This window comes from Pantoea sp. Sc1 (assembly GCF_000255315.1).
Lineage (GTDB): Bacteria > Pseudomonadota > Gammaproteobacteria > Enterobacterales > Enterobacteriaceae > Pantoea > Pantoea anthophila.
In genome coordinates, this window is sequence record NZ_AJFP01000001.1 from 1,376,915 (window position 1) to 1,389,454 (window position 12,540).

Genomic DNA, 12,540 nt, shown 5'->3' on the forward strand with positions numbered 1-12,540 from the left:
CCTGCAGCAGAACATCACAATTTAATGCATGGCCCCATCCTGACGCCTTCATTTGAGTGCCTGAGATCAGGCCGGAATGGTGAGTAACGTATGACAGATTTGACCACGCAAGATCTCGCTCAGCCGCTATGGCAAACCCGTGATCACCTGGACGATCCGGTGATCGGCGAGTTGCGTAACCGTTTTGGGCCGGACGCCTTCACTGTTCAGCCTACCCGTACCGGTATTCCGGTTGTCTGGGTAAAGCGTGAACAGATACTGGAAATTACCGAGTTCCTGCGTAAATTGCCGAAGCCTTACGTCATGCTGTATGACCTGCATGGTGTGGATGAGCGTTTACGTACCCACCGTGCAGGCCTCCCTGCTGCGGATTTCTCCGTTTTCTACCACCTGCTGTCGATTGAACGCAATCGTGACATCATGCTCAAGGTGGCCTTATCTGAAAACGATATGCATCTGCCGACGCTTACCCGGCTTTTCCCGAATGCCAACTGGTATGAGCGTGAAACCTGGGAGATGTTTGGCGTCACCTTTGATGGGCACCCGCATCTGACGCGCATCATGATGCCACCTACGTGGGAAGGCCATCCGCTGCGCAAAGATTATCCGGCGCGCGCCACGGAGTTCGATCCTTTCACGCTGACGAAGCAGAAAGAAGATTTAGAGATGGAGGCGCTGACCTTTAAGCCTGAAGACTGGGGCATGAAGCGCAGCACCACTAACGAAGATTTTATGTTCCTCAACCTCGGGCCTAACCACCCGTCAGCGCACGGTGCGTTCCGCATCATCCTGCAGCTGGATGGCGAGGAGATTGTCGACTGTGTTCCGGACATCGGCTATCACCATCGTGGTGCCGAAAAGATGGGCGAGCGTCAGTCGTGGCACAGCTACATTCCCTACACTGACCGTATCGAATACCTGGGCGGCTGCGTCAATGAAATGCCGTATGTGCTGGCCGTTGAGAAACTGGCCGGGATCGTGGTGCCCGATCGCGTAAACGTGATCCGCGTGATGCTCTCTGAGCTGTTCCGCATCAACAGTCATCTTCTCTATATCTCGACCTTTATTCAGGACGTCGGTGCGATGACACCGGTGTTCTTCGCCTTTACCGATCGCCAGAAAATTTATGACGTGGTTGAAGCCATTACCGGCTTCCGTATGCACCCCGCCTGGTTCCGCATCGGCGGGGTTGCCCACGATCTGCCGCGCGGCTGGGAACGTCTGCTGCGTGACTTCCTGGACTGGATGCCGAAGCGCCTGAAGGAGTATGACAAAGCCGCACTGCGCAACAGCGTGCTGGTTGGCCGTTCCAAAGGCGTGGCCGCTTACAACATGGAAGAGGCGCTGGCATGGGGCACCACCGGTGCCGGTCTGCGTGCCACCGGTCTCGACTTTGATGTACGCAAATGGCGTCCTTACTCTGGCTACGAAAACTTCGATTTTGAGATCCCGGTCGGCTCCGGCGTCAGCGATGCTTACAGCCGTGTCCAGCTGAAGATGGAAGAGATGTGGCAGTCGCTGCGCATCCTTGAGCAGTGCCTCAACAACATGCCAGAGGGACCGTTCAAAGCGGATCACCCGCTGACCACGCCGCCACCGAAAGAGCGCACGCTGCAGCACATCGAAACGCTGATCACACACTTCCTGCAGGTGTCGTGGGGGCCGGTGATGCCAGCCAATGAATCTTTCCAGATGATTGAAGCGACGAAAGGGATCAACAGCTACTACCTGACCAGCGACGGCAGCACCATGAGCTACCGCACCCGTGTGCGTACGCCGAGCTTCCCGCATCTGCAGCAGATTCCTTCGGTAATCCGTGGCAGCCTGGTATCCGACCTGATCGTTTACCTGGGCAGTATCGATTTTGTTATGTCAGACGTGGACCGCTAATTATGCACGATCAACACATTGCCATTAAAACGATCGACCCTGATGAGGTCTTCGTGCTGAGCGCGGAAGAGCATCACGCCATTGAGCACGAAAAACACCACTATGAAGATGCGCGTGCAGCCTCCATTGAAGCGCTGAAGATCGTGCAGAAACAGCGTGGCTGGGTACCGGATGGTGCCATCAACGCAATTGCCGACGTCCTCGGGATTCCGGCGAGTGATGTTGAGGGTGTGGCGACATTCTACAGCCAGATCTTCCGTCAGCCGGTAGGGCGTCATGTGATCCGTTACTGCGACAGCGTGGTCTGTCACATCACCGGCTATCAGGGCATCCAGGCCGCACTGGAGCAGCAGCTGAATATTAAACCGGGTCAGACCACAGCTGATGGCCGCTTTACGCTGCTGCCGACCTGCTGCCTGGGGAACTGCGATAAAGGGCCGACCATGATGGTGGACGAAGATACCCATGTTCATCTGACGCCGGAAGGCATTCCCTCTTTGCTGGAGCAGTATCAATGACAATCAAACAGATCATTCGTACTGCTGAAACTCACCCGCTGACCTGGCGGATGCGCGACGACAAGCAGCCGGTCTGGCTGGACGAATACCGCAGCAAAAACGGCTATGCCGGTGCGGAAAAAGCGCTGAAAACCATGTCGCAGGATGAGATCGTCGCGGCAGTCAAAGATTCCGGCCTGAAAGGGCGCGGCGGTGCAGGCTTCTCGACCGGGCTGAAGTGGAGCCTGATGCCGAAAGATGAGTCGATGAACATCCGTTACCTGCTGTGTAACGCCGATGAGATGGAGCCGGGCACCTATAAAGACCGCCTGCTGATGGAGCAGATGCCGCACCAGCTGGTCGAGGGGATGCTGATCAGCGCCTTCGCTCTCAAGGCTTACCGTGGCTATATCTTCCTGCGTGGTGAATATATTGAAGCAGCGGTGCATCTGCGCCGCGCGATTGCCGAAGCGACCGAAGCGGGCTTTCTCGGCAAAAATATTCTTGGCACCGGCTTCGACTTTGAGCTGATCGTCCACACCGGCGCAGGACGTTATATCTGCGGCGAAGAGACGGCGCTGATTAACTCCCTGGAAGGCCGCCGTGCTAACCCGCGTTCCAAACCGCCCTTCCCGGCGAGTGCCGGTGCGTGGGGCAAGCCGACCTGCGTGAACAACGTGGAAACCCTCTCTAACGTCCCGGCGATCCTGGCCAACGGCGTAGAGTGGTACAAGAGCATCTCAAAAAGTGAAGATGCCGGTACCAAAATGATGGGCTTCTCCGGGCGGGTTAAAAATCCTGGCGTCTGGGAACTGCCATTTGGCATTACCGCGCGTGAAATCCTTGAAGATTACGCGGGCGGCATGCGCGACGGACTGAAGTTCAAAGCCTGGCAGCCCGGTGGCGCAGGCACCGACTTCCTGACAGACCAGCATCTGGATCTGCCGATGGAATTTGCCAGCATCGGCAAAGCAGGCAGCCGACTGGGCACCGCCCTGGCGATGGCCGTCGACCACGAAATCAATATGGTCTCGCTGGTTCGCAACCTGGAAGAGTTCTTTGCCCGTGAGTCGTGCGGCTGGTGTACGCCGTGCCGTGACGGTCTGCCGTGGAGCGTAAAAATTCTGCGCGCGCTGGAGCAGAAGCAGGGGCAGCCAGGGGATATCGAAACCCTGCTGCAACTCTGCCGTCAGCTCGGTCCGGGTAAAACCTTCTGTGCGCATGCCCCGGGCGCGGTCGAGCCGCTGCAGAGTGCGATTAAATATTTCCGTGAAGAGTTTGAAGCCGGCATGGCGCCGCAGGTCTTTGGCAATACCCGCTCCATTGGCGGGATCCAGCCAAACCTGCTGAAAGCGCGCTGGTAATTCGCCGCCGCACACGGAACAGGCCTGGTGCCGCCGCCCCGACAATGTCGTGCGTCGGGGCAAGAATATGATTAACGCTCGTCTCTGACGAGCCTTACGGAAGCATGTCACTATGGCTACAATTCATGTAGACGGTAAAGAGTATGATGTGAACGGAGCGGACAACCTGCTACAGGCGTGTCTCTCTCTGGGCCTTGATATTCCTTACTTTTGCTGGCATCCGGCGCTGGGAAGCGTCGGGGCCTGCCGCCAGTGTGCGGTAAAGCAATTCCAGAATGCCGAAGATACTCGCGGTCGTCTCGTCATGTCCTGCATGACGCCGGCCTCTGACGGCACATTTATCTCCATCGACGATGGCGAAGCGAAAGAGTTCCGCGAAAGCGTGGTGGAGTGGCTGATGACCAACCACCCACACGACTGTCCGGTGTGTGAAGAGGGCGGTAACTGTCACCTGCAGGATATGACAGTGATGACCGGCCACAGCTTCCGCCGCTATCGCTTCACCAAGCGCACCCACCGTAATCAGGATCTCGGCCCCTTCATCTCGCACGAGATGAACCGCTGTATCGCCTGCTATCGCTGCGTGCGTTACTACAAAGATTATGCCGATGGCAAAGATCTGGGCGTCTACGGCGCACATGACAACGTCTACTTCGGTCGCCCGGAAGATGGCACGCTGGAAAGCGAATTCTCCGGTAACCTGGTCGAAATCTGCCCGACCGGCGTGTTCACCGACAAAACGCACTCCGAACGCTATAACCGTAAATGGGATATGCAGTTCGCGCCGAGCATCTGCCAGCAGTGCAGCGTGGGCTGTAACACCAGCCCGGGTGAACGTTATGGTGAGTTGCGCCGTATCGAAAACCGTTACAACGGCACCGTTAACCACTACTTCCTCTGTGACCGTGGCCGCTTTGGCTATGGCTATGTGAACCGCAAAGATCGTCCGCGTCAGCCAATGCTGCTGCGTGGCAACGACTGGGTGACGCTGAACGCCGAGCAGGCGGTCAACGCCGGGGCTGATTTGCTGCGCCAGGCGAAGAAAGTGATCGGTATCGGCTCACCGCGCGCCAGCGTTGAAAGTAACTTTGCCCTGCGTGAACTGGTCGGGGCGGAGAACTTCTCAACCGGTATACCGGCAGCTGAGCAGGCCCGGCTTGAACTGATGCTGAAGGTGCTGCGTGAGGGGGGGATTTACACCCCTTCGCTGCGTGAGATTGAAAGCTACGATGCGGTGCTGGTGCTCGGTGAAGATCTGACCCAGGTCGGCGCACGTGTCGCGCTCTCCGTCCGTCAGGCGGTGAAAGGCAAAGCGCGTGATATGGCCGCGGCACAGAAGGTGGCTGACTGGCAGATCGCCGCGGTCCTGAACATCGGTCAGCATGCGAAACATCCGCTGTTTGTCACCCACGTTGATGAAACCCGTCTGGATGATATCGCCGCATGGAGCTATCGTGCGCCGGTTGACGATCAGGCGCGTCTCGGTTTCGCCATCGCCAGTGCGCTGGATGAATCCGCGCCTGCGGTGACCGATTTCGACAGCGCACTCAGCGCCAGAATGGATGTGGTGGTTCAGGCACTGGCGGGCGCGAAAAAGCCATTAATCATCTCCGGTACCCATTCCGGCAGCAGTGCCATGATTGAAGCCGCCGCAAACGTCGCCAAAGCCCTTAAGGCCCGCGGTGCCGATGTCGGCATTACGTTGCTGGCTGGCCACGCCAACAGTGTCGGACTTGGCCTGATCGGCGGCAATCCACTGGAGCACGCGCTGGAGCAGCTGTCAGGCGGTGAAGCCGACGCGCTGGTGGTGCTGGAAAACGATCTCTATCGCCATGCGCCCAAAGCGCTGGTGGATGCGGCGCTGGCTCAGACCACGAACGTGATCGTGGTGGATCATCAGCGCACCGCGACCGTGGAGAAGGCGGGTCTGGTCTTATCGACCGCGAGCTTCGCCGAAAGCGATGGCACCTCTGTTAACCATGAAGGCCGCGCGCAGCGTTTCTTCCAGGTTTACGATCCCGCTTATTACGACAACAGCGTCGTGATGCTGGAGAGCTGGCGCTGGCTGCACTCGCTGCACAGCACCCTGGAAAGCCGTCACGTGGACTGGACTCAGCTCGATCACGTTATCGATGCCGTGGTCACCCGTCTGCCGCAGCTGGCCGGCATTAAAGAGGCGGCGCCTGACGCCAGCTTCCGTATCCGGGGCCAGAAACTGTCACGTTCGCCGATCCGTGCGAGTGGTCGTACTGCCGCACGCGCTAACATCAGCGTCCACGAACCGCGTCAGCCGCAGGATCAGGACACGATGTTTGCCTTCTCGATGGAAGGGAACAACCAGCCGTCGGCCCCGCGTTCTCAGATCCCGTTTGCCTGGGCACCGGGCTGGAACTCCCCTCAGGCGTGGAACAAATTCCAGGCCGAAGTGGGCGGCAAACTGCGTCATGGCGATCCGGGCGTGCGCCTGTTTGAAGCCAGCGCCGGTCAGTTACCCTGGTTTACCCGTGTGCCTCAGGCCTTTGTCAGTGAAGGGCAGTGGCGTGTGGCGCCGTGCTACCAGCTGTTTGGTAGTGAGGAGATGTCGCAGCGTTCCCCGGTTTTCCAGCAGCGTATGGCGCAGCCTGCTCTGGTGATCAACCCGGACGATGCGGCGAAGCTGGGCGTCAACGATGGCGCAGCCGTCGAGTTCAGCTGTGCCGGTGAGACCGTGCGTCTGCCGGTGCGTTTCTCGGCGTCACTGCAGGCGGGACAGATTGGTCTGCCGCTGGGCATGCCAGGCGTTCCGCCATTCCTGGCGAACGGTAAAATCGACACTCTGCAGGAGGCGGCGCAATGAGCTGGTTAACACCGGACGTTATCGACATTCTGCTGGCCATTGTTAAAGCCATCGTCATTCTGCTGGTGGTCGTGGCCTGCGGCGCGTTCATGAGCTTCGCCGAGCGTCGTCTGCTCGGCCTGTTCCAGAACCGTTACGGACCGAACCGCGTAGGCTGGGGCGGGTCACTGCAGCTGGTGGCGGACATGATCAAAATGTTCTTTAAAGAGGACTGGGTACCGCCGTTTACCGACCGCTTTATCTTTACTCTGGCACCGGTTATCGCCTTTGTTTCGCTGCTGCTGGCCTTTGCTATCGTGCCGGTTTCACCGACCTGGATGGTGACCGACCTGAACATCGGTCTGCTCTTCTTCCTGATGATGGCAGGTCTGGCGGTCTATGCGGTGCTGTTTGCCGGCTGGTCGAGTAACAACAAATACTCGCTGCTGGGTGCGATGCGCGCCTCGGCGCAGACCCTGAGCTATGAAGTGTTTCTGGGGCTGTCGCTGATGGGCGTAGTGGCGCAGGCGGGCTCGTTCAATATGAACGACATCGTCAACAGCCAGACGCATCTCTGGAACATCATCCCACAGTTCTTCGGTTTTGTGACCTTCTGTATTGCAGGTGTGGCGGTGTGTCACCGTCATCCCTTTGACCAGCCAGAAGCGGAACAGGAACTGGCTGACGGTTATCACATCGAATACGCCGGGATGAAGTTCGGCCTGTTCTTCGTCGGCGAGTATGTGGCGATTACCACGGTTTCCGCCCTGATCGTCACGCTGTTCTTTGGTGGCTGGCATGGACCCTTCCTGCCGCCGTTCATCTGGTTCGCCCTGAAAACGGCGTTCTTTATGATGATGTTCATCCTGATCCGCGCCGCGCTTCCGCGTCCACGCTACGACCAGGTGCTGTCATTCGGCTGGAAAGTGTGTCTGCCGTTGACGCTGCTGAACCTGCTGGCGACTGCCGCAGTGATTCTCTACACAGCGTCGTAAGGGGTTAACAAATGACTTTGAAAGATATTGTCGTCGGTTTTGGCACGACAGTTCGCAGTATCTGGCTGATAGGGCTGCACGCCTTTGCCAAACGTGAAACGCAGATGTACCCGGAAGAGCCGGTTTATCTGCCACCTCGCTATCGCGGCCGTATCGTGTTAACGCGCGATCCGGATGGGGCAGAGCGTTGCGTGGCCTGTAACCTGTGTGCGGTTGCCTGTCCGGTGGGCTGTATTTCGCTGCAGAAAGCGGAAACCAAAGATGGCCGCTGGTATCCGGAGTTTTTCCGCATCAACTTCTCACGCTGCATCTTCTGCGGCATGTGTGAAGAAGCCTGTCCGACCACCGCGATTCAGCTGACGCCCGATTTTGAACTGGGCGAGTTTAAGCGTCAGGATCTGGTGTATGAGAAGGACGATCTGCTGATTTCGGGACCGGGTAAATATCCGGAGTACAACTTCTACCGCATGGCAGGTATGGCGATTGACGGTAAAGATAAAGGCGAAGCGGAAAACGAAGCGAAGCCAATCGACGTCAAAGGCTTATTACCTTAAGGAGCAAGGCATGGAATTTGCGTTTTATCTTTGCGGACTGGTGGCGGTGCTGACGACGTTGCGCGTCATTACCCACACCAATCCGGTACATGCGTTGCTGTACCTGATCGTTTCGCTGTTATCGATCGCCGGCGTCTTCTTCTCAATGGGAGCCTATTTTGCGGGTGCACTGGAGATCATCGTCTATGCCGGCGCGATCATGGTGCTGTTCGTCTTCGTCGTGATGATGCTGAACCTGGGCAAACAGACGCAGAAACAGGAGCGCGAGTGGCTCAGTCCCTCACTCTGGATCGGTCCGGGCCTGGTGTCATTGCTGCTGCTGGTAGTGATGGTCTACGCCATCCTGACCGCCAATGACCAGGGTATTGACGGCACGATCATCGACGCTAAAGCGGTCGGTATCAGCCTGTTTGGTCCATACGTCCTCGCGGTAGAGCTGGCGTCGATGCTGCTGCTGGCCGGTCTGGTCGTGGCCTTCCATATCGGTCGTGAAGAGCGCCAGGGTGAAGTCCTGAGCAACCGTCCTGCTGACGCCGCACAGGCGAAAAAGGAGAGCGCATGATCCCGTTACAACATGGATTGATTCTGGCTGCCGTGCTGTTTGTCCTTGGACTCACGTCGCTGGTTATCCGCCGCAATCTGCTGTTTATGCTGATCGGCCTGGAAATCATGATCAACGCCGCCGCGTTAGCCCTGGTGGTTGCCGGGAGCTATTGGGGTCAGGCCGACGGACAGGTGATGTATATCCTGGCCATCAGCCTGGCGGCAGCGGAAGCCAGTATTGGTCTGGCGCTGCTGCTTCAGCTCTATCGTCGTCGTCAGACGCTGAACATTGATACTGTGAGCGAGATGCGCGGATGAATCTTCTCTATTTAACTGTCTTGTTTCCGCTAATCGGCTTTCTGCTGTTAGCGTTTTCCCGCGGTCGCTGGTCAGAGAACCTGTCGGCCACGATTGGTATGGGATCGGTAGGCCTGGCGGCCCTGACCACAGCGATGATCGGTTTCGACTTCTTCGCCAACGGTCAGCAGGCTTATACCCAGTCGCTCTGGACCTGGATGCATGTCGGCAACTTCGACATGAAGGTGAACCTGGCGCTGGATGGCCTGTCGCTGACGATGCTGTCTGTGGTAACCGGTGTGGGTTTCTTCATTCACATGTTTGCTTCCTGGTACATGCGGGGTGAAGAGGGCTACTCCCGCTTCTTCGCCTACACCAACCTGTTTATCGCCAGCATGGTGGTTCTGGTGCTGGCCGATAACCTGATGCTGATGTATCTGGGCTGGGAAGGGGTAGGGCTCTGCTCCTATCTGCTGATCGGTTTCTACTACAGCAATCCGGAAAATGGCAAAGCGGCGATGAAAGCGTTCATCATCACCCGCGTGGGCGACGTCTTCCTGGCATTCGGCCTGTTCATCCTCTACAACGAGCTGGGCACGCTGAACTTCCGTGAGATGATGGCGCTGGCACCGGCGCACTTTGCCGCAGACAACCACATGCTGCAGTGGGCAACGCTGATGCTGCTGGGTGGCGCGGTCGGTAAATCGGCTCAGCTGCCGTTGCAGACCTGGCTGGCAGACGCCATGGCCGGTCCGACACCGGTTTCAGCACTGATCCACGCTGCGACCATGGTCACCGCGGGCGTCTACCTGATTGCCCGCAGCCACGGTCTGTTCCTGCTGACGCCGGAAGTGCTGCATCTGGTAGGGATTGTCGGGGCGATAACCCTGGTGCTGGCGGGCTTTGCTGCGCTGGTACAGACCGATATCAAACGCGTGCTCGCTTACTCCACCATGAGCCAGATTGGCTACATGTTCCTGGCACTCGGTGTTCAGGCGTGGGATGCGGCGATTTTCCATCTGATGACGCACGCCTTCTTTAAAGCGTTACTGTTCCTCTCCTCTGGTTCGGTCATTCTGGCCTGCCATCATGAGCAGAACATCTTCAAAATGGGCGGCCTGCGTAAAAGTATTCCGCTGGTCTACACCTGCTTCCTGGTGGGTGGCGCGGCCCTGGCGGCCCTGCCGCTGGTCACCGCGGGCTTCTACAGTAAAGATGAGATCCTGTTTGGCGCACTGGCTAACGGTCACATCAATCTGATGGTGGCCGGACTGGTCGGGGCATTCCTGACCTCAATCTATACCTTCCGTATGATCTTTATCGTGTTCCACGGCGAAGAGAAAATTCATGCGCATGCCGGTAAGGGGATTACCCATCATCTGCCGCTGATTGTGCTGCTGCTGCTCTCCACCTTTATTGGTGCGCTGATCACGCCACCGCTGGCGGGTGTCCTGCCAGCCAGTGAGTTCGGCGAAGCGGGCAAAGTGGGACTGGAAATCACCTCAGGCGTTGTCGCGATTGTCGGCATTCTGATCGCTGCCGCGCTGTGGCTGGGCAAACGTGAACTGGTCACCCGGATTGCAAACAGTGCACCTGGCCGTTTCTTCGGCACCTGGTGGTTTGCTGCCTGGGGCTTCGACTGGCTCTACGATAAAGTGTTCGTCAAACCTTACCTGGGTATTGCGTGGCTGCTGAAGCGCGACCCACTGAATGGCCTGATGAACCTGCCTGCACTGCTGTCACGTATTGCCAACAAAGGTCTGGTCGTCAGTGAGAATGGCTACCTGCGCTGGTACGTTGCGTCAATGAGCGTGGGTGCCGTGCTGGTGCTGGCTCTGCTGCTGGTGATGTAAAGATTGATGAGCGGGGCAGGTTAGTTAATCTGCCCATTGAGAATGTCAAAAATTGTCCTGAGCAAGGGCGTTATCGTCGCAGCCAGTTTGGTTTCCGCCAGCGCGCAGCAACCGCAGCATACTGAAGTATGTGAGGATTGCGAGCACTGCCGGGAAGCAAAATGGCCAGTAAGATAGCCCGAACTAAGACAAAGAAAAGGGAAGTGTGCCGTGTTATTACCTTGGCTAATTATCATACCCTTCGTCGGCGGTCTGATCTGCTGGCTGACCGAGCGCCTCGGCGCGAAGGTGCCACGCTGGATCGCGCTGATCACCATGGGGCTGACGTTGGCGCTTTCACTGCAACTCTGGTTGCAGGGAGGCTATTCACTGACGCAGGCAGCGGGCATTCCGCAGTGGCAGTCAAGTTTCTCCGTTCCGTGGATCCCACGCTTCGGCATCAGCTTCCATTTAGCTATCGACGGTCTGTCGCTGCTGATGGTGGTGCTGACCGGCCTGCTCGGTCTGATGGCGGTGCTCTGTTCCTGGAATGAGATTGAAAAGTATCAGGGCTTCTTCCACCTCAACCTGATGTGGATCCTGGGCGGCGTCATCGGTGTGTTCCTCTCCATCGATATGTTCCTGTTCTTCTTCTTCTGGGAAATGATGCTGGTGCCGATGTACTTCCTCATCGCGCTCTGGGGTCATAAAGCCTCCGACGGCAAAACCCGTATTACCGCTGCAACCAAGTTCTTCATCTATACCCAGGCGTCAGGTCTGGTGATGCTGATTGCGATTCTGGGACTGGTTTTTGTCCACTTCAACGCAACCGGCGTCTGGACGTTCAACTATGAGCAGCTGCTGCAGACGCCGATGACACACGGTGTTGAATATCTGCTGATGCTGGGCTTCTTCATCGCTTTCGCGGTGAAAATGCCGGTGGTGCCGCTGCACGGCTGGCTGCCGGACGCGCACAGTCAGGCGCCGACGGCGGGTTCTGTTGACCTGGCGGGTATCCTGCTGAAAACCGCAGCGTATGGCTTACTGCGTTTCAGCCTGCCGCTGTTCCCGAACGCCTCGGCGGAATTTGCGCCTGTTGCCATGTGGCTGGGTATCATCGGGATCTTCTACGGTGCCTGGATGGCGTTTTCGCAGACCGATATCAAGCGTCTGATTGCCTACACCTCGATTTCGCACATGGGCTTTGTGCTGATTGCTATCTACACCGGCAGCCAGCTGGCGCTGCAGGGTGCGGTGATCCAGATGATTGCACACGGTCTCTCGGCTGCCGCGCTCTTCATCCTGTGTGGTCAGCTGTATGAGCGTCTGCATACCCGTGATATGCGTCAGATGGGTGGACTCTGGTCACGCATCAAATGGATTCCGGGCCTGTCGCTGTTCTTTGCTGTCGCCAACCTGGGGATGCCGGGTACCGGTAACTTCGTCGGCGAATTCATGATCCTGACGGGCAGTTTCCAGGTGGTGCCGACGATTATCATCATCTCCACCTTTGGTCTGGTGTTCGCCTCTGTTTACTCGCTGGTCATGATGCAGCGCGCCTACTACGGCGAAGCGAAATCAAAAGATCCGCTGCCAGGCATGTCACCGCGTGAGTTCATGACCATCGGGGTTCTGGTGGTCCTGCTGGTGCTGCTGGGCGTCTATCCACAGCCGATTCTGGATACTTCGCACGCTGCCATGAGCAATATTCAGCAGTGGTTTACCGCTTCAATTTCAACTACAAGGCCGTAAT

General features: G+C 57.6%; 10 protein-coding genes. All 10 read left to right on the forward strand.

The features are described from left to right. Window positions 1-90: 90 nt before the first annotated feature. The 10 genes from nuoC (at window position 91) to nuoM (ending at window position 12,539) form a co-directional block, all read left to right on the forward strand. On the forward strand, window positions 91-1,890 hold the full coding sequence (gene nuoC, locus S7A_RS06520; RefSeq protein WP_009089013.1) for an NADH-quinone oxidoreductase subunit C/D: 1,800 nt from the start codon (window positions 91-93) through the stop codon (window positions 1,888-1,890). A 2-nt stretch (window positions 1,891-1,892) separates the two neighbouring features. After that, window positions 1,893-2,408: an NADH-quinone oxidoreductase subunit NuoE gene (gene nuoE, locus S7A_RS06525; RefSeq protein WP_009089015.1), complete on the forward strand. Its 516-nt coding sequence runs from the start codon at window positions 1,893-1,895 to the stop codon at window positions 2,406-2,408. Window positions 2,409-2,410: 2 nt separating this feature from the next. After that, window positions 2,411-3,751 (forward strand): NADH-quinone oxidoreductase subunit NuoF, encoded by a 1,341-nt coding sequence (gene nuoF / locus S7A_RS06530; RefSeq protein ID WP_181161926.1) that lies wholly within the window; start codon window positions 2,411-2,413, stop codon window positions 3,749-3,751. A 112-nt stretch (window positions 3,752-3,863) separates the two neighbouring features. Continuing rightward, the gene (gene nuoG / locus S7A_RS06535; RefSeq protein ID WP_009089019.1) at window positions 3,864-6,587 is read left to right on the forward strand and encodes an NADH-quinone oxidoreductase subunit NuoG; all 2,724 of its coding nucleotides are present in this window, start codon (window positions 3,864-3,866) and stop codon (window positions 6,585-6,587) included. Then, on the forward strand, window positions 6,584-7,561 hold the full coding sequence (gene nuoH, locus S7A_RS06540) for an NADH-quinone oxidoreductase subunit NuoH (RefSeq protein ID WP_009089020.1): 978 nt from the start codon (window positions 6,584-6,586) through the stop codon (window positions 7,559-7,561). The genes nuoG and nuoH overlap by 4 nt, the downstream gene beginning before the upstream one ends. 11 nt (window positions 7,562-7,572) lie before the next feature. Then, on the forward strand, window positions 7,573-8,115 hold the full coding sequence (gene nuoI / locus S7A_RS06545; RefSeq protein WP_009089021.1) for an NADH-quinone oxidoreductase subunit NuoI: 543 nt from the start codon (window positions 7,573-7,575) through the stop codon (window positions 8,113-8,115). A gap of 10 nt (window positions 8,116-8,125) precedes the next feature. Further along, entirely contained in the window at window positions 8,126-8,677 is a 552-nt protein-coding gene (gene nuoJ / locus S7A_RS06550; protein ID WP_009089036.1) for an NADH-quinone oxidoreductase subunit J, read from the forward strand. Continuing rightward, window positions 8,674-8,976 (forward strand): NADH-quinone oxidoreductase subunit NuoK, encoded by a 303-nt coding sequence (gene nuoK / locus S7A_RS06555; protein ID WP_003854236.1) that lies wholly within the window; start codon window positions 8,674-8,676, stop codon window positions 8,974-8,976. The genes nuoJ and nuoK overlap by 4 nt, the downstream gene beginning before the upstream one ends. After that, window positions 8,973-10,808, forward strand: a complete 1,836-nt coding sequence (gene nuoL, locus S7A_RS06560; protein WP_009089038.1) for an NADH-quinone oxidoreductase subunit L — start codon at window positions 8,973-8,975, stop codon at window positions 10,806-10,808. Before nuoK ends, nuoL begins: the two co-directional genes overlap by 4 nt. Window positions 10,809-11,018: 210 nt before the next feature. After that, entirely contained in the window at window positions 11,019-12,539 is a 1,521-nt protein-coding gene (gene nuoM / locus S7A_RS06565) for an NADH-quinone oxidoreductase subunit M (protein ID WP_009089040.1), read from the forward strand. Window position 12,540: the final 1 nt, after the last annotated feature.

Excerpts from the sequence above, each read along its gene's own strand:
- nuoC (WP_009089013.1), top strand. The coding sequence starts at position 91 with ATGACAGATTTGACCACGCAAGATCTCGCTCAGCCGCTATGGCAAACC.
- nuoE (WP_009089015.1), top strand. The coding sequence starts at position 1,893 with ATGCACGATCAACACATTGCCATTAAAACGATCGACCCTGATGAGGTC.
- nuoG (WP_009089019.1), top strand. The coding sequence starts at position 3,864 with ATGGCTACAATTCATGTAGACGGTAAAGAGTATGATGTGAACGGAGCG.
- nuoH (WP_009089020.1), top strand. The coding sequence starts at position 6,584 with ATGAGCTGGTTAACACCGGACGTTATCGACATTCTGCTGGCCATTGTT.
- nuoI (WP_009089021.1), top strand. The coding sequence starts at position 7,573 with ATGACTTTGAAAGATATTGTCGTCGGTTTTGGCACGACAGTTCGCAGT.
- nuoJ (WP_009089036.1), top strand. The coding sequence starts at position 8,126 with ATGGAATTTGCGTTTTATCTTTGCGGACTGGTGGCGGTGCTGACGACG.
- nuoK (WP_003854236.1), top strand. The coding sequence starts at position 8,674 with ATGATCCCGTTACAACATGGATTGATTCTGGCTGCCGTGCTGTTTGTC.
- nuoL (WP_009089038.1), top strand. The coding sequence starts at position 8,973 with ATGAATCTTCTCTATTTAACTGTCTTGTTTCCGCTAATCGGCTTTCTG.